Annotated in this window: 21 protein-coding genes; 9 read left to right on the top strand and 12 right to left on the bottom strand. The window is 54.0% G+C overall.

Annotated elements, in window-relative coordinates; all coding sequences use genetic code 11:
• Positions 1-143: 143 nt before the first annotated feature.
• From G006_RS0100220 to G006_RS0100190, 7 genes are all read left to right on the top strand, one after another.
• Positions 144-1,538, top strand: coding sequence for a CmpA/NrtA family ABC transporter substrate-binding protein (locus tag G006_RS0100220; RefSeq protein WP_020481134.1), 1,395 nt, complete (start codon positions 144-146; stop codon positions 1,536-1,538).
• Positions 1,539-1,629: 91 nt separating this feature from the next.
• Positions 1,630-2,643 (top strand): ABC transporter permease, encoded by a 1,014-nt coding sequence (locus G006_RS0100215; RefSeq protein ID WP_020481133.1) that lies wholly within the window; start codon positions 1,630-1,632, stop codon positions 2,641-2,643.
• A 10-nt stretch (positions 2,644-2,653) separates the two neighbouring features.
• Positions 2,654-4,414, top strand: coding sequence for a nitrate ABC transporter ATP-binding protein (locus G006_RS0100210; RefSeq protein ID WP_020481132.1), 1,761 nt, complete (start codon positions 2,654-2,656; stop codon positions 4,412-4,414).
• Between the two features lie 31 nt (positions 4,415-4,445).
• Entirely contained in the window at positions 4,446-5,768 is a 1,323-nt protein-coding gene (locus tag G006_RS0100205; protein WP_020481131.1) for an alginate export family protein, read from the top strand.
• A 77-nt stretch (positions 5,769-5,845) separates the two neighbouring features.
• A complete protein-coding gene (locus G006_RS24545; protein ID WP_020481130.1) occupies positions 5,846-7,069 on the top strand; it encodes an NAD(P)/FAD-dependent oxidoreductase in 1,224 nt (407 codons plus the stop codon).
• A 12-nt stretch (positions 7,070-7,081) separates the two neighbouring features.
• Complete coding sequence (locus G006_RS0100195; RefSeq protein ID WP_020481129.1) at positions 7,082-9,760, top strand: nitrate reductase; 2,679 nt, start codon at positions 7,082-7,084, stop codon at positions 9,758-9,760.
• A gap of 19 nt (positions 9,761-9,779) precedes the next feature.
• Positions 9,780-10,952, top strand: a complete 1,173-nt coding sequence (locus G006_RS0100190; RefSeq protein WP_020481128.1) for an EAL domain-containing protein — start codon at positions 9,780-9,782, stop codon at positions 10,950-10,952.
• Position 10,953: 1 nt separating this feature from the next.
• On the opposite strand, the gene G006_RS0100185 is transcribed toward G006_RS0100190, so the two are convergent.
• The 11 genes from G006_RS0100185 to G006_RS0100135 form a co-directional block, all read right to left on the bottom strand.
• Complete coding sequence (locus G006_RS0100185) at positions 10,954-11,886, bottom strand: VWA domain-containing protein (protein WP_020481127.1); 933 nt, start codon at positions 11,884-11,886, stop codon at positions 10,954-10,956.
• Positions 11,887-11,922: 36 nt separating this feature from the next.
• A complete protein-coding gene (locus G006_RS0100180) occupies positions 11,923-12,486 on the bottom strand; it encodes a hypothetical protein (protein ID WP_020481126.1) in 564 nt (187 codons plus the stop codon).
• Positions 12,483-13,466, bottom strand: a complete 984-nt coding sequence (locus G006_RS0100175) for a vWA domain-containing protein (protein ID WP_020481125.1) — start codon at positions 13,464-13,466, stop codon at positions 12,483-12,485. Before G006_RS0100175 ends, G006_RS0100180 begins: the two co-directional genes overlap by 4 nt.
• Complete coding sequence (locus tag G006_RS0100170) at positions 13,463-14,383, bottom strand: hypothetical protein (protein ID WP_020481124.1); 921 nt, start codon at positions 14,381-14,383, stop codon at positions 13,463-13,465. The genes G006_RS0100175 and G006_RS0100170 overlap by 4 nt, the downstream gene beginning before the upstream one ends.
• The gene (locus G006_RS0100165) at positions 14,380-15,234 is read right to left on the bottom strand and encodes a DUF58 domain-containing protein (RefSeq protein WP_026146735.1); all 855 of its coding nucleotides are present in this window, start codon (positions 15,232-15,234) and stop codon (positions 14,380-14,382) included. Before G006_RS0100165 ends, G006_RS0100170 begins: the two co-directional genes overlap by 4 nt.
• Positions 15,235-15,250: 16 nt before the next feature.
• A complete protein-coding gene (locus G006_RS0100160; protein WP_020481122.1) occupies positions 15,251-15,877 on the bottom strand; it encodes a hypothetical protein in 627 nt (208 codons plus the stop codon).
• Between the two features lie 5 nt (positions 15,878-15,882).
• Positions 15,883-16,902, bottom strand: coding sequence for an AAA family ATPase (locus G006_RS0100155; RefSeq protein ID WP_026146734.1), 1,020 nt, complete (start codon positions 16,900-16,902; stop codon positions 15,883-15,885).
• 362 nt (positions 16,903-17,264) lie between these two features.
• Positions 17,265-17,546: a methanol dehydrogenase gene (locus tag G006_RS0100150; RefSeq protein ID WP_020481120.1), complete on the bottom strand. Its 282-nt coding sequence runs from the start codon at positions 17,544-17,546 to the stop codon at positions 17,265-17,267.
• Positions 17,547-17,704: 158 nt separating this feature from the next.
• Positions 17,705-18,181 (bottom strand): cytochrome c(L), periplasmic, encoded by a 477-nt coding sequence (gene moxG, locus G006_RS0100145; RefSeq protein ID WP_020481119.1) that lies wholly within the window; start codon positions 18,179-18,181, stop codon positions 17,705-17,707.
• A 14-nt stretch (positions 18,182-18,195) separates the two neighbouring features.
• A complete protein-coding gene (gene moxJ, locus G006_RS0100140) occupies positions 18,196-19,032 on the bottom strand; it encodes a methanol oxidation system protein MoxJ (protein ID WP_020481118.1) in 837 nt (278 codons plus the stop codon).
• A gap of 129 nt (positions 19,033-19,161) precedes the next feature.
• Positions 19,162-20,970: a methanol/ethanol family PQQ-dependent dehydrogenase gene (locus G006_RS0100135; RefSeq protein ID WP_020481117.1), complete on the bottom strand. Its 1,809-nt coding sequence runs from the start codon at positions 20,968-20,970 to the stop codon at positions 19,162-19,164.
• Between the two features lie 502 nt (positions 20,971-21,472).
• On the opposite strand from G006_RS0100135, the gene G006_RS0100125 reads away from it, so the two are divergent.
• Both G006_RS0100125 and G006_RS24540 read left to right on the top strand, forming a co-directional pair.
• Positions 21,473-22,144: a response regulator gene (locus G006_RS0100125; RefSeq protein WP_020481115.1), complete on the top strand. Its 672-nt coding sequence runs from the start codon at positions 21,473-21,475 to the stop codon at positions 22,142-22,144.
• 446 nt (positions 22,145-22,590) lie between these two features.
• Entirely contained in the window at positions 22,591-24,792 is a 2,202-nt protein-coding gene (locus tag G006_RS24540; RefSeq protein WP_020481114.1) for an Ig-like domain-containing protein, read from the top strand.
• A 216-nt stretch (positions 24,793-25,008) separates the two neighbouring features.
• Here G006_RS24540 and G006_RS0100115 read toward each other — a convergent pair whose 3' ends face one another.
• On the bottom strand, positions 25,009-25,536 hold the full coding sequence (locus G006_RS0100115) for an SRPBCC family protein (protein ID WP_020481113.1): 528 nt from the start codon (positions 25,534-25,536) through the stop codon (positions 25,009-25,011).
• Positions 25,537-25,623: the final 87 nt, after the last annotated feature.

The following is a 25,623-nucleotide window of genomic DNA, read 5'->3' as shown; positions in this document are numbered from 1 at the left end:
AATACTCCAGTGTAGGAGTGGTAAACCAAAACCCCGCTCACTGTTGAGCACCAAAGACAAAGGCGTCTACTGTCCGGCTTGCAAGCAAGTCGGGCATAGACGCCTTTTTTTTGGCCAATTTTTCTCAATTGACAGGAAACGATATGAAACAGAACAGCATATTCACCCCCAAGACACTAGCCGCCGCGCTAAGCTCGGTCGTCGCACTGGCGGTACTGGGCTTTTCCAACCACAGTTTCGCCGCCGGCAAACTGGAAAAGGAAGACTTGAAATTCGGCTTCATTAAACTGACCGACATGGCACCGCTGGCCGTAGCAGCTGAAAAAGGCTTTTTTGAGGAAGAAGGCCTGTTCGTACAACTGGAAGCGCAAGCCAATTGGAAAGTAGTCATGGATCGCGTGGTGAACGGTGAATTGGATGGTTCGCACATGCTGGCGCCTGCCCCCTTAGGTTCCAGCATTGGCTACGGTACTAAAGCAGACATCGTCACCGCTTTCAGCATGGGCTACAACGGTAGCGCGATTACCGTATCCAACGACATCTGGAAACAAATGAAAGCCAACGTGCCGATGGAAGGCGGCAAGCCTGTACACCCCATCAAAGCCGACGCCTTGAAGCCGGTAGTGGATAAATATAAAGCAGAAGGCAAGCCATTCAACATGGCCATGACCTTTCCACCCGGTAGCCACAACGTCAAACTGCGCTATTGGCTGGCCGCCGGTGGCATTAACCCCGGTTTTTACGCGCCACCCCAAGACACATCCGGCCAAATTAATGCCGACGCCTTATTGGCGGTAACCCCGCCGCCGCAAATGCCGGCCACATTGGAATCCGGGACTATTTTCGGCTACTGCGTCGGCGAACCCTGGAACCAACAAGCGGTGTTTAAAGGCATCGGCGTACCGGTAATCACCGACGACGAACTCTGGAAAGACACCCCGGAAAAAGTCTTCGGCGTCACCCAAGCCTGGGCGGAAAAATATCCGAATACGTATTTAGCCGTCACTAAAGCCTTAATACGCGCTGCGATGTGGCTGGATGCCGAAAACAACAAAAACCGTAAAGAAGCCATCGAAATGCTGTCGCAAAAACAATATGTCGGTGCCGATGTTGACGTGTTGGCGGCCAGCATGAACGGTACTTTTGAATACGAAAAAGGCGACAAACGCTCCCTGCCCGACTTCAACACCTTCTTCCGTCACGGTGCCAGCTATCCCTCCTACAGCAGTGCGATCTGGTATCTGACCCAATTACGCCGCTGGGGCATGATCAACGAATACAAACCCGACAACTGGTATATGGAAACCGCGAAAAAAGTTTATCGCCCTGACATCTATCTGGCTGCCGCAAAAGAACTGGTCGCCGAGGGTAAAGCCAAAGCCGAAGACTTCCCTGCCGACACCAGCATCAAGCCGTCGCAAAACTTTTTCATCGACAAAATTCCGTTCGATGCCAACAAACCTAACGATTACCTGGCCAAGTTTGCTATTGGCTTGAAAGGCAAGCAAACCGTCTCCGGCGGCAAGATTGTCGACTAAGAAACTCTGGTGGGTGCTCTACACAAGGATCGTATGTTGATGCAAGGACGCATCCTTTTTACCGACACCATTAAGACAAGCGAGTAAAGACATGACTAATACACTGATCAAATTTTTCAACATCACCGGCCTGACCTGGTTCGTACCCTTAGTCAAAATCGCCGCCGGTGAAAACCCAGCCCAACAAATGCGCCAGTTATGGCTGGTCATGGGCGTGCCCATCATCGCTTTCATCTTGTTTTTGGGGTTTTGGAGCGTCACCGCCGCGCGGATCAACACTAGCTTGGGCGCTATTCCCGGCCCGGTCGCGGTCTGGTCGGAAGTCAGCGGCCTGGTAACTGAACACTATGCTGAAAAAACCAAAATGGCCGAGTTTTATCAACGCCAGGAATTGCGGAATAAAGAAAAACTGGCCGAAGACCCCAAAGCAGAAATCAAGCCCCGCCCCTACACCGGCAAACCGACTTATCTAGACCAAATTTTTACCAGCCTGCGCACCGTGTTTGCCGGCTTTATCATCGCCACGCTGATCGCCGTGCCGCTAGGCATCATCTGCGGCATGAGCCCGGTGCTGAATACCGCATTTAACCCGCTGATCCAAATCTTCAAACCGGTATCCCCGTTGGCCTGGCTGCCCATCGTCACCTTGGTGGTGAGTGCCATGTATGTTACCGACGACGATTCCTGGTTTGCCAAATCGTTTGTCACCTCGGCCATCACCGTGACTTTATGTTCCTTGTGGCCGACGCTGATCAACACCGCCGTCGGCGTGTCATCGATAGACCGCGACTTGGTCAACGTCGGCAAAGTGTTAAGACTGGATTGGGCCACGCAAATCAAACGCATCATTCTGCCCTCGGCTTTGCCTTATATCTTTACCGGGATGCGCCTATCCTTGGGGGTGGGCTGGATGGTTTTGATCGCTGCCGAGATGCTGGCGCAAAACCCCGGTTTAGGCAAATTCGTCTGGGACGAATTCCAAAACGGCAGTTCCAATTCCTTGAGCAGAATCATGGTGGCAGTATTTACCATCGGTATTATCGGTTTCATTCTCGACCGGGTAATGCACTCGTTACAAAACCTGTTCTCGTTCCAAAAAATCTGAGGATACCGTCATGAGCGCCGCCCAAGCCAAAATCATCGAACTTTCCATGCACAAACAATCCGCCATGTCTTCCGTTCCCGCCAACGATGCGTATAAGCCGCTAGTAGAGTTAAAAAATGTCTGTAAATCCTACGGAGAAGGCAAAGATAAAACCTCCATCCTCAGAGACATTAATCTGGACATTCGCGAAGGCGAGTTCATTGCTATCGTCGGTTTTTCCGGTAGCGGCAAAACCACGTTGATCTCGATGATTGCCGGTCTTATCCATGCCGATAGCGGCGAACTATTGAAACAAGGCCAAGCCATCACCGAACCGGGACCGGATCGCGGCGTGGTATTTCAAAACTATTCCTTGATGCCTTGGCTAACGGTTTACGAAAACGTGGCTCTGGCGGTGGATGCGATCTTCAAAGATTGTACGTCGGAGCAACGCCGTGCGCATACCGAGAAATACGTAAAGATGGTGAATCTGGGCCGGGCGATGGATAAAAAGCCTGCTGAACTCTCCGGCGGCATGCGCCAACGCGTCAATGTCGCCCGGGCGTTGGCCGCCAACCCGGATATTTTGCTGCTCGACGAACCGCTCAGCGCCCTGGACGCGCTGACTCGCGGCAACTTGCAAGACGAAATCCTGCAAATCTGGGAACAGGATAAAAAGACCGTCATTTTGATTACCAACGACGTGGACGAAGCCATTTACATGGCCGACCGGGTTATTCCACTCAATCCCGGCCCGGATGCCAGCTTCGGCCCGGCGTTTACGGTCAATCTGGAGCGGCCGCGCGACCGAACCGCGCTGAACCATAACGAGGAATTCAAACGCCTGCGCGCCGAAATCACCCGCTATCTGATGAATATCGGCATGGAAAAGGCGCAAGCCGACGCTGGCGACAAGCTCAAACTTCCCGATGTACGTCCCAATACCAGCAACGATTGGAAGCTCGACACCTCGGCACTGAAACCCAGCACTCGCGATTTGGGCAAGGCCCGTTATCTGGAGTTTGCCAATCTTTCCAAAATCTACCCCACCCCGGACGGCAACAGCACCGTGAAAGTGGTTGACGGCTTTGACCTGAAAATGAAAAAAGGCGAATTCATTTCCATCATCGGCCACTCCGGTTGCGGTAAATCCACGGTGTTGTCGATGACCGCCGGTCTGAACGAAATTTCCGAAGGCGGCATTATTTTGGATAACCGGGAAATCAACGGCGCCGGCCCTGATCGCGGCGTGGTGTTTCAGGCTCCCAGCCTGTTTCCCTGGCTGACCGCCTTCCAAAACGTGATGTTGGGCGTCGATAAAGTGTACCCACATGCCTCGCAAGACGAACGCGAGGACATCGTCGAATACTACCTGACACGGGTCGGCCTGGCCGATTCGATGTTCAAAAAAGCCGGGGACATGTCCAACGGTATGCGCCAACGCGTCGGCATCGCCCGCGCCTTTGCCCTGTCGCCAAAATTGCTACTGCTCGACGAACCGTTCGGTATGCTGGACTCGTTGACCCGTTGGGAGTTGCAGGAAGTGTTGATGGAGGTTTGGGAGCGCACCCACGTCACCGCAATTGTGGTGACGCACGATGTCGACGAAGCCATTCTGTTGGCCGACCGTGTGGTGATGATGACCAACGGCCCGCATGCCAAAATCGGCAAAATTCAAGAAATCGACCTGCCGCGCCCACGCACCCGCAAGGCCCTACTGGAGCATCCCGATTACTACAAATACCGGGAGAGCCTGCTGACCTTCCTGTCCGAATGCGATCACACCCATTAATTTATAACTGCTTGTTTCCCTAGGGGGCCTTATGCCGCAAACACTCAAACGTCCAACCGGCAAGTTACCGGTGACACTATTATCACTAACCTTCTTCAGCCTGCCGGCCGCCGCCGACATTACCAAAGAAGTGGAAGACGCCTTAAATTTCTACCATTACGGCAGTAACGGCGCAGTAAAAATGGATTTGAACTACCGCTGGGAGAATGTCGATAAAGACAACTCTGTCCGTAAACCCGCCAATATGGGCGGCCAGCCTGTGGAAACCGCCAACGCCAATACGGTGCGCCTGCGGCTGGGTTTCCTGACTCCGGTTTTTCACGATTTTCAAGGTTACGCGGAATACGAAGGCCTCTACGCGGCGCAAGCAGACTACGACCGCGCCGGCACTACCACGAACCGTGACCGCAACTATGCCGTTATCGCCGATCCGGCGCGCAACGAACTCAATCAATTCTGGTTAAGCTACAAAGGTATCGCCGACACCCTGATCAAAGTTGGTCGGCAGCGCATCAAGTTGGATGACGACCGTTTTATCGGTAACGTCGGTTGGCGGCAGATGGAAATGACCTATGATTCGATTCTGATCACGCACAACAATCAGACCTTGTTCGGGCTGACGGCAAACGTCGGCTATTTGGATCACGTGCAAAACATTTTCGGGGAAACCGATAACATCAACGCACCGATCTTGAATTTGAATTATAAAGTCGGCGATTGGGGCAACCTGATCGGCTACGGCTATTGGCTGGACTATCGGGAACGTGCCAACTACTTTAAATCTTCGCAAACCTACGGCTTGCGTTTCGACGGTAAATCGCCGCAGTTTTGGGATACCGTCAATTTCCTGTACACCGCTGAATGGGGCAAGCAGTCCGATTATGGCGACAATCCCAATCATTACCAAGCTGATCGTATCAATTTGATGGGCGGATTGACTGCGTTCAACGTCACCTTGCAAGGCGCCATGGAACAGTTGAATGGCTATGGTCTAAATAAAACATTTAACACGCCACTAGGCACCAACCACGCTTTCCAAGGCTGGGCTGACCTGTTCATCAATCCGGTCGGCGCCGATTCCCCCGCCACCCGAGCCATGGGCCAAGGTATCCGCGACGTATTCGCCACCGCCAGTTACAAGGCGATGAACGACAGTCTGATCGTAACTGGCGTATTTCATGATTTCTCCGACGATACTGGTGGAGTCAAATTTGGCACGGAATGGGATTTCTCGGCGCTGAAAAAATTTGGTAAACATTATTCCTTGTTGGCCAAATACGCAGATTTTAATTCCAATCACCCGGCGTTCCCTGACACCCAAGTGATTTGGATGCAAGGCAACGTCAGCTTCTAGGCAACAGCGACGCAAACTGTTTTGAACAGTTTGCGTCTGATTTCCCACCGATCTTCGCAATAACCACCGACAACATCATGAAACTCAAATTGGTAGTGATAGGCAACGGCATGGCCGGCATGCGCACCGTTGACGAATTGATTCAAACCGTACCGGATCGCTACGACATCACCGTGTTCGGCGCGGAACCGCACGGCAATTACAATCGCATCATGCTGACGCCGGTGCTGTTCGGCGCGAAAAGCGTTGCCGACATCATGATTCACGATTTTGATTGGTATCTGAAAAATCGGGTGACCTTGTATTGCGGACCGGACAAAGCGGTTGTGAATGTCGACCGCGAACGTCGCTGTGTAATTGCCCACGACGGCACCTGCGCGTTTTACGACAAACTGCTAATCGCTACCGGCTCTTTGCCGTTGATGCTGGATATACCCGGCCGCGACGTCGAGGGCGTATTGGGCTTTAGAGACATCGCCGACGTGGAAACCATGATAGAAAAAGCCGCCAGCAAACGCCATGCGGTGATTCTGGGCGGCGGTTTACTGGGTCTTGAAGCCGCCAACGGCTTGTTGCAACGCGGTATGCAAGTCAGCGTCATCAATCGTGCCGACCATTTGCTGAACCGGCAATTGGATCGTAAGGCAGCGGCGTTTTTACAGCGGCAATTGGCGGATAAAGGTATACAGTTTCATCTCGGCACGACTATCCAACGTGTAGACAGCCGGGACAGGCATATCAGCGCGGTAGAACTGAGTAACGGCGAGGTCTTACCGGCCGACATGCTGATCATGTCCACCGGCATCAAGCCTAATATCAGTCTGGCTAAACGCATTGGCCTGGATTGCCAGCATGGTATTGTGGTCGACGACCGCATGCGCAGCAGCGACCCGGCGATATTCTCGGTCGGCGAATGCGTGCAACACCGGGGCGAACTATTCGGTTTGGTCGCACCGGTCTACGAACAGGCTAAAGTTTGCGCGCAACAGCTGGCCGGCAAAGCCGACAGCCAATTTAAAACCTTATCGTCCGCCACCATGCTGAAAGTCACCGGCATTGATTTATTTTCGGTGGGCGATTTCGAAGGCGACGGCGAATGTCAGATTTTGCAACTGATCGATCACGGGCTGGGCATCTATAAAAAAATCGTGCTGCGCGGTGACATCGTCGTCGGCGTTATTTTGTACGGGGACACCAGCGACAGCGCCTGGTATCTGAATTTGGTTAAAGACAAAACCCCAATCTCCGCGATCCGCGACCGCTTGATGTTCGGCCAAATCCCGTTAGCACGCGCGGCTTAAATTCATCGACACATGAACACCATCAAAACCACTTGTCCTTATTGCGGCGTCGGCTGCGGCATCGAAGCCACGGTAGAAGACCGCGCGGCGCACCGGGTCAGCATCAAGGGCGACAGCAATCACCCGGCCAATTTAGGCAAACTTTGCTCGAAAGGCGCGACGCTGGGCGATACCGTGTCTCTGGAAAACCGCCTGCTCTACCCCAGCATCCACGGCCAACGTGTGGATTGGGATAACGCGCTGAACCATGTCGCAGAAAGCTTTAACGCAATTATCGCGCAACACGGACCGGAAGCCGTGGCATTTTATGTCTCGGGCCAATTGCTGACCGAGGATTACTACGTCGCCAATAAGCTGATGAAAGGCTTCATCGGCACGGCAAATATCGACACCAATTCCCGTTTGTGCATGTCGTCGGCGGTAGTCGGTTACAAACGCGCCTTCGGCGCCGATACTGTGCCCTGCAATTACGAAGACCTGGAACTGGCCGAATTGATTTTACTGGTCGGCTCCAATGCCGCCTGGTGCCATCCGATCGCCTTCCAGCGGATCCGCAAGGCCAAGGAAAACAATCCGAATTTAAAAATCGTGGTGATCGATCCGCGCGCCACCGCCAGTTGCGACATTGCCGATTTACACCTGCCGGTCAAGCCAGGCATGGATGGGCTATTGTTCAACGGTATTCTGGCTTATTTACAGCAAAACAACCGGATTGATCGGACTTATGTCGATACGCATACCGATGGTTTCGAACTGGCGTTAAGCGAGGCGATGAAAACCGCCGGTAGCATCGAGCAAGTCGCCGCCGGCTGCGGCTTGACTAACGAAGCAGTCGCCACCTTGTTCGATTGGTTTGCCAGCATCGAAAAAACCGTCACGGTCTATTCGCAAGGCATCAACCAATCCAGCTCCGGTTCGGATAAATGCAACGCCATCATCAATTGCCACCTGGCCACCGGCCGCATCGGCAAGCCGGGCATGGGACCTTTTTCCTTCACAGGTCAACCTAACGCAATGGGCGGCCGCGAGGTGGGTGGCTTGGCTAACACCCTGGCTGCGCATATGGATTTGGAAAACCCCGAACACGTCGATAGAGTCGGCCGCTTTTGGGGCAGTGACAAAGTCGCCGACAAACAAGGCTTGAAGGCCGTGGCCATGTTCGACGCCATCGCCGCCGGCCAAATCAAGGCCGTGTGGATCATGGCGACCAATCCGGTGGTCTCGATGCCGGATGCCGACAAAGTTAAATGTGCCTTGCAACAATGCGAATTGGTGGTGGTATCCGATTGCATCGCCAACACTGATACCGCCAAGCTGGCTCACGTGCTGCTGCCGGCTACCGGCTGGAGCGAAAAGGATGGCACCGTCACCAACTTGGAACGACGCATCTCCCGGCAACGGCCCTTGTTTCCGGCATCCGGCGAAGCCAAACACGACTGGTGGATCATCAGCCAAGTTGCTCAGCGCATGGGTTTTAGCGACGCGTTTAATTACCAATCCAGCGCCGATATTTTTCGTGAACACGCCGCGCTGTCGGCCTTCGAAAACGATGCCGAGCATCAGTTACGCGATTTTAATTTATCGGCCTTTGCCCACTTGGATAGGTCAGGCTACGACGCGCTGCAACCGGTGCAATGGCCGGTCACCAACGAGCAAACCGCAGGTGCAGCCAGAATGTTTACTGACGGCCAGTACTACACAAGCAATTGTAAAGCCCGCTTCATCCCGATTACCCCGCGTCCGCCGGTTAACGCGCCGGATACCGATTATCCATTTACGCTGAATACCGGCCGTTTGCGCGATCAATGGCACACGATGACCCGCACCAGCCTGGCCGCCAAATTAAACGCGCATCGCCCGGAACCCTTCGTCGAAATACACCCTGCCGACGCCGAACGCCTCGGTTTAGCCACGCGCAGTCTGACGCAGATAGAAAGCCGTTGGGGCTCTATGCTGGCCCGCGTCGAGATCAATCCGGGTCAACAAATCGGCAGTCTGTTCGTGCCTATGCACTGGACCGATCTAATCAGTAGTCATGGCCGTATGGGCGCTGTGGTCAATCCGGTGGTCGATCCGCATTCCGGGCAACCGGAAAGCAAGCAAACGCCGGTAAACATAAAAGCCTGGCCGGCGCGTTGGTATGCCACTATTTTGTCGCGCCGTTCCTTGCAAATCACTGGTGCCGAGTATCAAGTCAGCGTGCGCGGCGACCATTATTTTCGCTACGAATTGGCTTCCACCGATCCCGGGCAGGACTGGCGGGCATGGAGCCGTAGCCTGCTCGCAGCCGTCGAGCATCGCGACGAGGATAGCTGCTGGCTTGAGTACAGCGATCAGCAAGCCGGGCACTACCGCACGGCTTACTTACCGGACCACGAATTACAAGCCTGCCTGCTGGTCGGCCCGGATTGCGAATTGCCCGAGCCGGGCTGGCTGGGCAGTTTATTCGCTAAAAAGCAGCTAAGCCGAGCCGAGCGCCTGAGTTTGCTGAGCGGACTTCCGCCGAAAGGTGAAGCCGATATTGGCCGAATCGTCTGTTCGTGTTTCAATGTCGGCGAAAAAACCATCAGACACGCGGTGCAAGCCCAGCAATTGCAAAGCGTTGCCGACATCAGCGCCTGTTTGAGCGCCGGTAGCGGTTGCGGTTCCTGCGTCGCGGAGTTGAAGGAGTTTTTACCCAAACCCAGTTAAATTGATAGCCCAAGGGACGATGCAAGCTAAAACACAGTTATTTCCATATTTCCAACCCATCATTTCGGTGGCCAGCGGCAAAATCGTCGGTTACGAAGCCCTGGCCCGCCAATACGACGGCAAAGGCAAAGTCGTGTCCGCCGGCGCCCTATTCTCTTCAGCCGATGTCGATGCCAAAACCCGTATCGAACTGGACAGACAGGTGCGCTGGCAAGCCCTGGAAAAATTCTCGGCCTTAGCCGATACGCAAAGCTATCTGGCACTGAATATTTCCGCGGCCTGGATAGAAAATCTGCGCCAATTGAATACGCTGCCCACGTTGCGCATGTTGGACGAGCTGAATATCGACAGGCGGCGCATCATCGTGGAAATTTCCAACGCGCATGTCGATCCGCAGAAATTAAAACAAATCGTGCAGCGCTACCGCAAACACGGCTTGAGCGTGGCTATCGGCGATTTCGGCGCCGGCGCCTCGCAACTGGAACGGGTGATCGCCATTCAACCCGACATCATCAAAATCGACATGCGGCTGTTCAAGCTGGCCACCAAGGGCGGCATCGCCGGCGACATCATTCATATGATTTCGCGTCTGGGTAAACGCACCGGTTGCCGGATCATTTGCGAAGGCGTGGAATCGGATGAAGCGTTTTTATTCAGTTTGAACTGCGGCGCGCAATTCATGCAGGGGTTTTTGTTTGCCAAAGCCGAAGCCAATTTTCAGCCGGCAGAGCTATTCGAACAGCACATCGCCTCGTTACGCAATAAATTTCTGAAAAACACCCTAGCCAAGGTGCAAAAGAAAGTTAGCGCCATCAACACCACTAAAACCCTGATCTACAAGCTAGCCGAAACCCTGCAAGACGATTTCAACCTGAACGAACTGGTCAGCTGGAATTTTACCGATAGCGGCGTGATTCGTTTTTATCTGTGCAACAACCAGGGCGACCAGATTTCCCCTGACTTTAATTTCAAGGAAAATCAATGGTTTACCGATCCGCGCAAAATCGGCTTTAACTGGTCTTGGCGCCCGTATTTCTTTCAATTGCTGGCGCTGGAAAACTGCGATGATCGCGGCCGCATCGTTACGTCCGAACGCTATATGGATTTCGAAACCAGCTTGCTTTGCAAAACTTTGTCTCTGCGCCTGGACAGTGAGCGGATACTGCTCGTCGATACGGTGTCCGGCGATTGAGCTACTTTACGTACACCATCACCAGGAACAACAAGGCCAAACCGGCATAACGCCAACTGCTATCAACCGTGCGTGTGCCGGACTTGGCAAAAGCCGCTTGCTGCAAGGCTTGATCCAGGCTGTCTGCGTCAGTCAGCCGCCGATATTGCAAACCGCTTTCAGCGGCCAGCTGGCGCAGATAGCTTTCATGAAGCCGGCTCAAATGCTCGTCGCCGCTGGCCGCTTCGCTGCCGAACGGCGCGTTGCGGGCGTCGTAGCCCTGGATCTTCTCGGGATTCAAATCCGATTCGCCAAACGATGAGCGGTGCGGCACGTCTTCGGGTTTATAAAAACCCTGGCGTTGCCCCTTGGCGTCGAACTTGGGGATAGGCGCCAGTTGATCGCCGCCGACGCCGACGATAACACCTTTTACCTTATCTTTGACTGCCGACAGGTCGGGTTTATAACGCGGATTGGGCGGCGGTGCTTCCTGGCCGTCGCTGAAAAACACCAGGGTCTGGTCTTTACCTTGCAGCATCTCCAGCGTACTTAATAAGCCACTGGCGATACGGCTGTCGGCGGCCCAGGCCATGCGCCAATCCAGCGCCGCTAGCGCCGCGTCGATGTCGGCAAAGCCCGAGCACACCTCTATCGGTTCGAACAATAGCGTCGAACGCCGTTCGGTGAACACCCCCAAGCCCACTTGCGAACCGCAAGGCAATTTTAACAACTCCTGGCGTAGCGCTTGTTTGACAAACTGCAAGCGGCTGACCGGCTGCCGGTCCAGCTGATAATCTTCGGTATTCATGCTGCGGGTAATATCGACGATGAATGTCAAACGGTACAAGGCAGCTGGCGCAAGGCTTTGCGGATGGAAAAACACCACCGACAAGAACAATAAAGCCGCCGCCAGCAGCCAGAAACGGTAATCCTTGAAATGGGGCGTTATGCGCATGTAGTGAAGTTATGGATAGGAAACAAAGCCGTAGCGCTACGGCAAACCACGCGGAAACCCCGGCAAGGTAGTCCACAGCTGAGTCTTTTGGCTCAGATCGTCGGCATCGTCGCCGCTAGTGATTCTGTCCATCTCCGGCAGTAACCGCATCGCCACTTCCAGGTTGTATTTGGCATCCCAAAACTGATTATCCAGCGTCAAGGCTTCCCGATAAGCTTGCTTGGCTAGGCCAAGCAACGGCATCGCTTCGTTGAATTTGCCGGCTTGCGCTTTTTCCATGGCTTGGCGCAAATACAGATTACCCAGATTGTAACGGGTGTACGCCTGTGCTTCAGTACCGGTTTGTTGCAATAACAAATTCAGTGTCGCCAGGGCTTCGTCGTAGCGTTGGTGCTGGCTCAGATACACCGCCCTAGCCATGCGCACTTCCGGGGCCGATGTCGCCAATTCATCAGCACCGACATCCTTGCCGGCCAGCAACTGACTGACCAATCGATTTTGCCCGGCCAGCCCGTATAGTTGCAGCAGTTGCGTCAGCGTCGTTAATACGGCTACAGCCAGTGTGGCCCATAGCAACCCATGTTTTAGTGTGCGGATCACGGTCTGGCCTCGCAAAGTTTCACACCCAGCAAACACAGCAACATGGCCGTGGCCCAGGCATAACAGCGTGTCGATAAATCCTGCTTAGGAATCCGTTCGAAATAATGCAAGGGCCGGTTTTCCAGGCGGTTGATGTCGGCTATCGCCTGTTGCAAGGCACCCGGAGTTTCGGCTTCGTAGGCTTGATACGGAATATGCAGACTATTAAAAAACAGATGCAGATAGCGCTCCGGCATAGCCTGGGCGTTGTCGTCGCGCGGATCGTCCGGAATTTCGAACAAGCCGGGGCTGTTGGCGGTACGCAGGAATACCCAGTACAAACTGACTTGACGCTGTTTGAACAACTCGCGCAAGGCCGCTTCGCTGTCGGGATCGATCACCGCCGCACCGTCAGACACCAACAACACGATTCGCGAGCCGGTGACCGGTTGGCTATCGAAGAATTCCAAAGCCATGCTTAAACCCTTGCTGACGTTGGTGTAGGCCAAGGCCGGCAAGGCGGTGGCGTCTATCGCCGCATGAATGGCGGCTTTATTTTCGGTCAGCGGCAGCACGAATAGCGGCGACGTACTGTATTCGGCGATGCCGATCAAATCGTGCTCGCGGCGATCCACAAACTCATTCAATAAGCGGCGGGCAGCGCTGGCTTTCGATTCCTCGCCCTGGGTTTCCGGCGTCTTGCCGGCAAAAGTATTGTCCATGCTGTTACTTCGATCCAGCAGCATGACGATATGCGCACCGTGGCCGATGCGCTCCACCTGCTGTTCTTGCAGATAAGCCCCGGCCAAGCCCAGGATCAATCCGCCTATCGCTAAGCCCCCCAGCAAGCGAATCAAGGCGCTGAGAGCCAGCGATAGCGGATCGACAGGCAATATCGCCAGCCAGGGATAAGGATTGGCGACCGCCCCGATTCTCAACATTGGCAACAGGCATAAGCCCAAACCCAGCAAAACCCACGGATACTCGAAGCCCAAATTCATCGGCTGCCTCGCTCGATTTCCCGGCAATGCAGGCACAGAGTTTTGATTTTTTGCAGATCGTGTTCTTGCGGCATTGTCGAAGCATCACCGAAGAAGTAACGATTGGAATAATCAAAAAACCAGGACAATTCGGCGGCGATGCTGCGGTATTCCGGATGGCTTTGATAAAACTCGGTCAATTTGTGCAAAAACACCGGCTTGCCATGCAAACCGTTAAAAGCGGCATGCAGCGCACCCAGCGCCTGCGGCAATTGTGGCAGCCCAAGCGTTTGTAGTTGCCGCTGCGCGCGCTTAAACACCCGGCGTTGCGGTAGACCCGGCAGGTAACCGTACAGCCAAGCCAAGCGTAAAGCGATCCCGCATACCACGGCCAGCGCTATGCATAAGCGCCGGACAATGACAGCGTCGTCTAACAGCGGCGGCGCTTGGTCCGAGCGTAGGTATTCGCCGTGTTGATCCTGTCTGACCACCAGTTCCCGCAATGGCGCGGCCGTAAAAGTCCAGGCCGCGACCGGCTGTTCCAGAGTTTGCCCGTGTTGCTGAAAGCGCAAGGTGAAACCAGGTATGCTCAAGGCTTTCACTTCTAACGGTGCGTAAAATTGCTGATACAGCAGGTCGATTTGATAGCGCTTGCCGTCACCGCCGCCCCGTTCCTGCACAGTCACCGCGTTCAGTTGTAACCAGCGATTCAAGCGGCCCGGCGTCGGTAGACTGCTACGCTCCAACTCCATGCCGGCGCGGGTTTCAAGCACAATACGCTGCGGTAGGGTATCGCCGATCACATAACCGAACGGCCGCGGTGTTTGCATTTGAAAATCGCGGAGTGCTTGGTTGGACGTGCCGGCACACGCCACCAGCAGCAGCGTGACGAATGCCCAAGCCGAACCGCGAAAAAGCCGTTTCACGACCACTGTCACCCGGCTCTCCTTAAAAAATAATGCGCCAGCTGCTCTGCGCGGTAGCCGTTTTCGATAAACAGCGGCTCACAGCCCAAGGCGCGAAAATGCTGTTGCAATTGCGCCCGGCGCTGCGCAAATGCGTGTTCTATCTTGCGTTTCAAACCGGGACGCAGCCACAGCGTGCGGCGCTTGCCGGTTTCCAAATCCTGAACTTGAAACAGCCCCCAATCCGGTAAACGGCTGTATTCGGCTTGGTCCCACAACACCAGCGGTACCACATCATGGCGACGCAAGTTTTGTAAAAAGGCCTGCAACTGCGGCAACGGAAAATGAAAATCCGACGCCAAAAACACCAAGGCCCGATGCTTGGGTAGATAGCGTTGCGCTTGCTGCAAGCCGGCCGAGCCTGGTTGCAGGTCGATGTATTCCAGATGTTTTGCCATCGCTTGAATGCGGCCCAGGTGTTTACCGGCCGGCACATAGCACTCGGTGAGCACGCGTTGGTTAGCAGCAATAAACCCGACGTTATCGCCATACTCCAGGGCCGATGCGGCAATCGATAACAGCATATCGGCCAGCGAACGGCGCTTGTCATAGCCGCCAACGAAACGCATGGAAGCGGATAAATCGGCCAGCAAATACACGTCGATAGCACTGTGTTGCTGCTGCACCCGCACTTGATAATGGCCGAATGGATCGAGCAAGCTGGCCCGTAAATCGATACGCCTGGGGTCCGGACGGGCAATCAAGGTGTCATGGCGCTTGAACAACTGGCCGTTGCCGACCATTTGCCCAGGATGCGCGCCGGGGAACACGCCGACTGCCGGGCGCGGCAGGCGATATTGGAAAGGCTTTATCGTGTCCGACATCGTTTTAGCGCGTACCTTATTGACTGACAACCAAATTCGCCAGCACCGCCGTCACGACGAGGTAGCCGGGTAGCGAAAATCTCAACGGCACCCTCATCAATAAGGCCGCCACGCCTGAGTAAGACTGCGCATTGCGGCTATGGATGGCTTCGCCGAACAGCCACAGCAGCGAGTTAAGCAAGCATAAAGCCAGGATCGTGAAAAAGCCGACATCGCTGAACAAAAACGATTTGTTCGCCAACAGCGAGATACGCTCGCTGGTATCGATAAAATTGGCGGTCAAAATGCCTATCATCAAACCGCCTTCATCAAAGGCCACCAGGAAAAACGTGTAAGTGAACCGCCGCAAGCGCCGACTAAACCCGGTCAAGGCCGGATAGTGCAGCGCCAGATATAACACTGGCAAGCTCAGGCAAAACAGCAAGCTGCCGACGACCGCCAGCAAAATCCAAAATTTAAAACCCACCGCGTCGTTCAGAGCACTGGTGTAATACGCGGCATAGGGCACATCGGCATGCTTATCCAGCGTACTGGCGATAAACGCGCAGATAAAACCAACACCCGACCACGTGAGATAGGTTTCCACTAGGTGGCCGAGGCCGGCATGCGGCAGCATGGCGTGCAGAATCGATTTAATGTTCATGACTGTTACGGTGCGGCGATTTGATTGAGTATGCTGTCTATCAAGGCGGGAATAATGTCGTCTTGGCGATAGCTGTACATCGGGTTCAGAAATATCCGGTGCGACATGGTCACGGCGAAAACCGCCTGCAAATCTTCCGGCAACAGACTGTCGCGGTTTTCCAGCCATGCCCGGACTTTGGCGGCGCGAATCATATAGCTGATGCCGCGCGGACTAGCGCCGGCCTGCAGCAGGTTGTCCATTTTTACATCGGCTAAAGCGATGCCGAACGCGCCGGGATCGGCGGTGGCTTTCCATAAATCCAACGCGTATTGACGCAAAGCGGCGCTTGGCTGGATGCTGTTCTGAATCGCCACCGCCCAGTCGTTGAGCTGATAATAAGGAATCTGGCTGGCGGCCATTTCGCTGATCAAGACATCGACATCGTGGTAACGCGGATTGAACAGCAAATCGTCCAGCACGGTGTCGTCACTGGGTGTATTAATGTTGATTTCCATAAAAAACCGGTCGCGAGCGGCCGCCGGCAATTCAAAGGTTTCTTCTTTTTCCACCCGATTACGGTCGGCAAATACCTGAATGTGCGGCATCCGGTATTCGCTGTTGAACGCACCGATGCTGCGCTCGGCCATCACCCGCAACAGCAGCGAATGCACTTGCGGCCGGGCCCGGTTGATTTCGTTAAAGAAGAACACCGACAGCTGTTCGCCCTGCTTCAACAACGGGCCGGGGTCGACGCAGGGTCGGCCTTCGTTGTTTAAATAGGTGTAATAGATCAAGTCGGCCGGCATCAGGTCGATGGTGCCTTCGATACGCTGGTAGTGGCCTCCTAGCCCTTGGGCGATGGCCCGCAATAAGGTGGTTTTGCCCACCCCGACCTGGCCTTCCAGCAACACATGGCCACGGGCGAATACGGCTATCAGTAGATTGCGCACCGCCGCCTGCTGGCCGACGACGACATGATTGATTTGTTGTTCCAACTGCAACGCACTGGCGCGCCAGTCGCTGAGGGTTTGCTTGCTTGTCATAGCTAATTGAGCGCTGTTGATTAAAGCCAATACCGCAAAAAAAACTCCGGTGCTGGGTTGCAATACCGCCGAGTGTAGAAATTCGCACCGCTGACAACAGTCTGTAGCTGCGGATGACTGATCTAACCGGCATAGCAACGGCCCGGAGCCGTGAGGTTTCGTTTAGAAGCTGCTTAAACGCTACTGCACTCGCGCCGTATTTAAACAGCTTGCATGGGTTGAGCGTGCCGCTGCCCTGGGCATTCCCTGGTCTCCGATTCGCTCCGCGTTGTTAGTTACCGCCATCCCTGGCGGCGTCCTAAGGGTTCGATCTTCAGGGTAACTGTCAGGTAGCGCGATGCGCACCCTTACCTAACCCGTCTTTATTGGCCTTCGACGTCGTAAACAAACTTGCCGGTTTTCGCCATGAGCTCGGTGCGTTTAGCGTTGCGGGCTTCCATGTCCTTGATCGACTGCGCTTGTTTGTTCAGCTCGTTGGGATCGTGTTTCGGATCGTATTTGCTACCCGCCACTTGTGCCGGATAACCCGGTTTCGGTTCCCAGCAGTTGCCGGCTTCTTTGCATTTGGTGCCGTCATAAGCTTTTGCCGCGCCGGACAGGCCCAAAGCCAGTAGTACCGCGCCTAACATTACTAATTTGTTCATGTTGATCTCCTAATAAATTGTTGGATAACCCTCACCCTGCCCTCTCCCCAGGGGAGAGGGTTCAATACCTACTTCCAAGGCAAACTCAAGCCGCCTGGAGTTAGCTGTATAGTGGCTTTATTCCCTCTCCCTCCGGGAGAGGGCTAGGGTGAGGGCGTTTATTTCAACCACTCCGCTTTCTTCGGATCGCCTTTGTAAATGCTGCGCAAGAAAGCCATGATGTGCAGCATGTCGTCAGTGCTGAAGTTGACGTATTGCGGACCCATCATGCCGTTGGCACCGCCGAACAGGATTTCGAACAAGCCCTGGTCGCTCAGGCCGCGCGGATAAGTCCAGTAGTCGTCGGCCAAACCGGGGCCAAGCTTGCCTTCCGCTTCATGGCCGTGGCAGCCCGAGCAACCCGTCATGTAAAGACTCTCGCCTTTTTTTGCCGCTTCGGCATCGCCGTTGTAAGGGTTTTTGCCGGTTTGCATGAATTGCTTGAATTTGTCGGTGTTGCCGCCTTTTTTGGCAAAACTCAAATCCAGTGCTTCACCGGTCAAGGCATGGCGCAAGGTGATGTCGGCCTGGACAGTACTTGCCGCCACCGCTGACATCGACAGCACGGCGCCAGTCAAAAATGTTTTCAATTTCATTCAAGGTTTCCTGTTTAGTTCATGGACACGGCGGTTTCGGGTTGCTCCAGCAACGGAATGCCTTCCGCTTCCAGCAACTCTTCGATATTGTCCTGCCCGTCTTTGATGATTTTGTTCAATTGCGCCAGCAAAGCGCTGTCGTCCTTACGCACGCCGATGGAGGTGCTGTAGTGGAAACCTACCTTCTCGCCGTCGGCACGCTTGGCGTTGTCCGGAATAACCGTCATCGTCAGCGGCGTGGCCGATGCCTTCACATAGCGGGCCGCCGCCGGCCCCCACAAGATGGCAATTTCCGCTTTGCCGGAAGCCACTTCGTTGACCAGTTTGTCGTTGTCGTACTTAACGTACTGGTTACGCTTGGACTTGAAGCCCGCCAACTCTTGTTGGTAATTGAACATATCGTTGTAACGGCCGATGGCCCGTAGCATGGTTTCGGCGGGCGAACCCGGTGCGAAAGCAATCCGCTTGGCTTGCTTCAAGGCCGGGCTATCCCAGTTCTGTAGATCAAATCCGTCCTTCGCGCGGCTGATAAAGACATAGCCGGACCGGTAGTACGGTGCCGTGGTCAACAAGCGCGGATCGCCGGCATCAACGCCCATCACTACGTCGCACAAGCCTTTGTCCAGGTAATCGCGGATGAAGTAGCGCGGGTCAGTCCAACCTACGGTTTCCAGCTTTCGCCCCAATTGCTCCGCAACATACTGCGCCAGCTTGTTTTCGAAGCCTTCACCGGCTTGATTGGAATAAGGCATTTCGTTTTCCGCCGTGCAGACTTTCAAAGTTGTTTGTTCGGCATGCACATTTGCGATACCAAAAGCCAAAGCAGTAAAAATAAATATCGATCTTTTCATGGATGTCGTTCAACGTAGGGTGGGCATGCAATGCCCACCGATTCGGCTAACAAGGTGGACATTACATGCCCACCCTACGATTATGGGTTCTTGGGTTGTAGGGTACGTGATGCGTACCCTACGCCTGAGTTACAGCGCGAACACCATCACGCCGCCGCCCATTTGCGTGTAGTGCGCCAACTCTTTAAACGCACCTACCGCACCCAGACCGGCTGTCGGGTCGGCCAGGTCGAACACCAAGCCAACGCCGGGCCAGCCGCCGACACCGTAATAAATCGCAACGTATTGCTTGTTGTTGTGTTTATAGGTAATCGGGTGGCCGATAACGCCGGAAGGCAGTTTGAACTTCCACAGCTCTTCGCCGGTTTTGGAATGACGAGCTTTGATATAGCCGTCCAAAGTGCCGTAGAACACCAAGTCGCCGGCGGTTGCGGTAGTTCCCCCCCACACTGCGAATTTCTCCTGAACTTCCCATTCCATTTTGCCGGTCACCGCGTTCATGGCTTTGACTTGGCCCAAAGTGCCTTTTGGCCCCGGATACATGTTCAAAGTCGCGCCCACAAAGAACTGACCCGCGCGGTATGGCAACATGAACGGCTCCCAGTCCATGCAGATATGGTTGGTGCCCATGAAGAACAGTTTTTTATTGGGATCGTAAGACTCGATACCCTGGTTGTGATAACCCATGGCCGATGGGCAGATGCCGGTGGCTTGGTGATCCATGTGTGTGGAATATTCCGGATCGCGGATGGGCAGACCGGTTTTCAGATCGACTTTTTTCACCCAGTTGACGGTGTCGTCGATTTTGAAGGCGTTAACCAGACTGCCGTTTTCGCGGTTTAGTGTATACACCAAGCCGTTACGATCCGGATGGGTCAGCAATTTGGTCATTTTGCCGTCGACCATTTGCTCGGACAGACCCATGTAGTTGACGCCGGCGTAGTCCCACTCGTCGTGCGGGGTTTTTTGATAGCCGAATTTGGCTTCACCGGTATTGATGTCGCGGCCCCAGATGGTCATGGTCCATTTGTTATCGCCGGGACGCATGGTTTCATTCCAAGGTGCCGGATTACCGGAGCCGTAATACAGCATTTCCAGATCGCTGTCGTAAGCGTACCAGCCCCAGTTGGTGCCGCCGCCGATTTTCCAGGCATCGCCTTCCCAGGTTTTCAGACCCAGTCCGAACTGACCGTAATGCGGGTTGGCGCTGTTGAAGTCTTTGGATAATTTAATGTCTTCATCAGGACCGGTGGCATACACACGCCAGGCTTGCTTACCATCCTTAATATTGTAAGCGGTGGCGTAACCGCGGACCCCCAACTCTGCGCCGGAGGTGCCGACAATGACTTTGTCCTTAACCACGAACGGCGCGACGGTCAACGTAGAGCCCATCGCAATATCGGAGTTTTCCATTTTCCACAGCAGTTCGCCGGTCTTGGCATTTAACGCCACCACATGACCATCCAATTGGTTCAGGAAAATGGTAGCCGGATAATCCTTACCGGCCGGCGCATAAGCTAAACCACGGTTAACTACGTCGCAGCAAGCCACCGCGCGGGCGGCCGGATTTTGCTTGGGCTTGAACTGCCATAAAATCTTATCCGGCTCGTCCAAACTGATCGCAAACACATTGTTAGGATATGGCGTGTGGACGTACATGATGCCATCAATAACCAACGGACCGCCTTCGTGGCCGTTTAAGACGCCGGTGGAAAACGACCAGGCCACCTTCAAGTTTTTGACGTTGTTGGCGTTGATGTCGATCATTTCGCTGAAATGGGTCGAACCGTAATCCTTGGTCTGCATCACCCAATTGGTGTTTTGCTTGGACATCTGTTCCAGTTCTTTATTCGCTTGCGCCGATGGCGACACGGCCAAGGCCGCTGCCGTTACTAAGGCCGTGGTCGATACCTGCTTGGCAAACCGTGAAATTTGCATGAATCCTCCTATGTTGTTTATTAGGTTGCATGGCGCGGCAAATCGGTTGGTTAGGGGAGCCTTCCGTTAAAAGCGGATAACGCCATCGGCATTTCCGGGCAAAATCAATCACACGCTGCGCTTAATTTTGGCGTCAATCCGTGACGCGAGATTTTGCTTTGCGGCAGAAATCTCCTTCACTTTTCACATCAGCAATCTCGATCAAGTCGCACACAATATTGACTTAGACCTACCGGGCCATGCTGGCGCAAATGGTAAAGAAGGCGACCTATCGGGCGTTACGGAATAATCCACGAATAGCCTGGGAATTCAGCGAAAAAAGTCCTGGAAGTTTTCCCAGTACGGCGCAGCCGCACTCCGCGGCAAAACGGGAAAAGCTCCCATGGTTTCCCGGCATAAAAATCGGCATCATGGCAGGGCAAGAAACGCCAGCCAGGGATAGCACCGGCTCTGCCGAGGGCGTTTCTTGCTCTTCCACCCAACAAAGCAGGACACGTATTTAGTGGCGAATAAAATCAGCGTTTTATTAGTAGACGACCATGCGGTAGTCAGAGCCGGTTACAAGACTTATTTATCCTTGTCGGAACGGATAGGCGCCGTCTACGAAGCCGATAGGGGCGAGACCGCCTGCCAGGTGTATGACAAGCAAACGCCGGATGTGGTGGTGATGGATTTATCGATGCCCGGCCTGGGCGGTTTGGAATCGGTGCGGCGCTTATTAGTCCGTTACCCCAGCTGCAAGATCTTGGTATTCAGCATTCATAACGAGCTGGTGTATGTGACCAGAGCGATCAAAGCCGGCGCTAAGGGGTATATCACCAAGAATAACGAGCCCGACACTTTGGTAACGGCAGTCTGCACGCTCGCCGAAGGCGGCACGTATATCGAGCCGGCTCTGGCGCAGCAATTAGCGGTGAATATGGCCATAGGCCAGGACGAAGCTTATAAGGTCAAATCGCTGTCGCCGCGCGAATTCGATATTTTCTGCCTGCTCGCCAACGGTTTGAGTACCCGTCAAGCGGCGGAGAAATTATGTTTAAGCTACAAAACCGTCTGCAACCACAGCACGGCGATCAAGGAAAAATTGAATGTCAAAACCATGTCGGAACTAACCCTACTGGCTGGTCGCCAGGGTATCATCAAGACCGGCAGCGAACTATATGAGCACAGCTAGCGCGAAAAATACCCTTCCTTATTAGCCAGGCCCTATTTCTCCCCGGTGCTTCGCTCGGGCTGAGCGGGTCGAAGCCTGAATTGGTTGGCCCTTCGAGACTCAAGGCGAACGGTTTTTTAAGGGCCGTGTTAACAATGCTGTCAACAGACGCTTGCCCCCCCGGCTGTAACGCTGCAAATCCCACCTCCCCTGCAACTGCATAAAGACGCCCGATTCATGCCTGCCTGGTCTCGAAGCTGCGTCGATCTTAATCATTACTTCATTATATTTTCATCTTCAATTCATGTTGAATGGTTATTGTGCCAAGTGAATAACCTTATTAAAAAAAGTAATAAAGCACCACCGAGGAGCGACGCGGTATCGGGTATTGACCGTTTGCTTCCATTCATATGGGCAATTAATTAACGGTTACCCATCCGATCAAAACGTATTCATGGGAGGCATGTATGAATGCACGTCTATTTATTTTTCGGCTTTTGCTGATTTTTCTGGGTTTATGCGGATTAGGCAGCGCACAGGCACTTGAACTCAAACCCAATTCCGTCGAAATCTTAGTGGGTGAAATAGCCAAGGTTGCTGTCACGAAATCATCCGGAAGCATAAGTGTAAAATCCAGTAACACCAGCGTGGCGACAGTCAGTTACGCCAGCGGCATCGCCAGTATCAAGGGTGTAAAAGCCGGTTCGGCGACTATCACGGTAAGGGATCGTGAGAGCTCGAAACGCGTGGAAGTAAAAGTCATCAGCGCTCCCTCTTCCGTCTTGACGATTTCGCCCGCCGTGGTGGCGGTTAACGTTGGCGGCAGTACGACCGTCACGGTCACTAATGCCTCCGGGACCGTAAGCGTCCAATCCTCTGACAACTCAGTCGCCACCGTCAGCTATGCCAATAACCTCGCTACAGTAAAAGGCATTAAAGCCGGCTCGGCGACGGTGACCATCCGCGATAGCAAGACGTCAAAAACGGTAGCGGTAACCGTCTTAAATACCACGGCCATCGGCGAATACACCTTGCTGGCCTGGAATGACTTAGGGATGCATTGCATGGATGGGCTGGATTTTTCCGTCTTCGCCATCTTGCCGCCCTACAACACTTTGCATGCGCAATTAAAAGATAAAAACGGCAAGTTAGTCAGTAGCAACGTATTGTTGACTTATGAAGCGGTCGCCGACAGTAGCGGCTCCATCAATACCAGTAGCGCCAACAAAACCAATTTCTGGTCTTGGGTCGGTGAGTTAGTGGGCCTAAATCCGGCACCGGATGTCGGTGTTAACCTGGACGGACTCGCCAGCGGAAACCCAATGCCCGGCAACAAAACGCCATCCTTAAAACCAGCGCCCATGACCTACAACACAGCGTTCGACTGGTTCGAGGCCGAGGGCATTCCTGTGACGCCCTTCGACGACAAAGGTAACAAAAACTTCTATCCCACCGTTAAGGTCGTCGCCAAGGATGCGCTGAGCGGTAAAGTACTGGCTAGCGCCACCACCGTATTGCCGGTCAGCGACGAGATGACTTGCAAAGGCTGCCACGCGTCCACAGACGCCAATAACAATGCCGCGCAAACTGCTGCTAAACCCGTGGCCGGCTGGGTGTTCGATGCCGATCCTGACAAAGACTGGAAGCGTAACATTCTGCGTCTGCATGATGAAAAACAGGCGGCGAACACGTTATTTAAAGACGCACTGAGCACACTAAGCGCTAAAGGCTATAAAGCAAGCGGCTTATTGACAACGGCAGATGCCGGGCAACCGGTTTTGTGCGTGGCTTGCCATGCCAGCAATGCCTACTTTGACAAGGAAAACAAAACCACGGTGATGGGCGGCATGGCCGGCATTGCACCGTTTACCCAGTCATTGCATTTGAAACATGCCGACGTGAAAGATCCTGCCACCCAGTTGACCCTGGATAGCCTGGATAACCGCAGCGCTTGTTACCAATGTCATCCGGGATCGGTGACCCAGTGTCTGCGCGGTGCGATGTCCACAGCCAGCGACGCAAGCGGCGACCCGTCTATCAGTTGCCAAAGCTGTCACGGCAATATGAAAGCGGTCGGCAGCCCAACTCGGCAAGGCTGGTTCAACGAGCCAACGTGCGAGTCTTGCCACAACAGCGCCGCACCCGGCAAACGGGCCATCTCCGGCATCGACGCCAGCGGCAAAGCGATTGTGCCAACAGATCATACCTTTGCCACCAACGCCAATACGCCGGTTCCCGGATTGAACTTGTACCGCTTCAGTAAAGGACACGGCGGCTTGCAATGCGAGGCTTGTCACGGTGCGACACACGCGGAGTATCCCTCCACACATGCCGACGAAAACCTGCAAAGCATCGCCGTGCAAGGACACGCCGGTACGGTAGCCGAATGTAAGGCTTGTCATACAACGGTACCGAATACGGTAAACGGCGGCCCGCACGGCATGCACACCACCGGTGATGCCTGGGTTAAGCAACACGAAGACGCCAATAAAAACGGCACAGCTACCACGCCAAGCTGTAGCTATTGCCACGGTACGACCAGCGCCGGCACCCCCTTGAGTGCGGTTAAGGTTGCGAAAACCATTGATGCCGACGAGTTTGGTATTAAGAATTGGCCGGCTGGTTATCAGGTGAGTTGTTTTAGCTGCCATAACGGACCCAATCCGTAAAACCTCAGACAACAGATCGCCCCGCTAGGGGCGATTTTTTTAATGCTGAAGTAGGCAAGATAGACTTGATTCTACTTTTAAATGGCTTTTTGACAATTCATAGTCGTCGCTCCCGCGACAGCAGAAGCCCAGCGAAACCAATATACTAAAATCTCTGCGTGGTCTAACGGCTCCTGCATACACGGGAATTACGAGTTTTCGAGACTGCCTTTAGATTTATTTCTCCAACTTCGCTTTCAAGCCGCTCAAGCCGTTCTTGAAAAACTGCGTCATTGCTTTAACCGCCGCTTCGTCACTCAAATTGTCCGGCGGTGTGTTGCCGGTATCGCCTCGGTAGAAGCGGCTTTTGATGGTTACCACGCTGCTGTCGGCGGTCTCCCCTGCCGTGACTTTCACATCGACCGTATGCGAACTGGTCGGAATTGCTTTGGGATTTTCGGTTTTCAACCGGTAGCTGTATTCGTGCTCGGCTTCGTTGTAATAATCCAGTTCTTCAGTGATGGTTTCATCGTTTTGAAACGTCAATGTACGCAGACCGCCGGACTGATTTTTGCCGTCACCCGTGCTCTTTTTTAAGTCGGTATGCCAATTAGCAATGTCGTCGAAATTTTTTAATTCGCTCCAAACCTTGGCGAGCGGCGCTTGAATCGTCACCGATTCCTTGGCTTTTTGCGGCGTCGGGCCGTGAGCGTGAACTTGCCAGGAAAGTAGCAAAAAGCTGAATGAAAGCATGATGTGTCGCATGGGCAATCCCGAAGGGTGGTGAAAACCGGGTATTATCCAGGCGCACCGCCAGCGTTCATCGGGAATAAACCCCGAATAGATCCGGGG

It is taken from the genome of Methylomonas sp. MK1 (genome assembly GCF_000365425.1).
Classification (GTDB): Bacteria; Pseudomonadota; Gammaproteobacteria; order Methylococcales; family Methylomonadaceae; genus Methylomonas.
The sequence above is the reverse complement of the archived record's forward strand: the minus strand, read 5'-3'. Positions and strand labels throughout refer to the sequence as shown.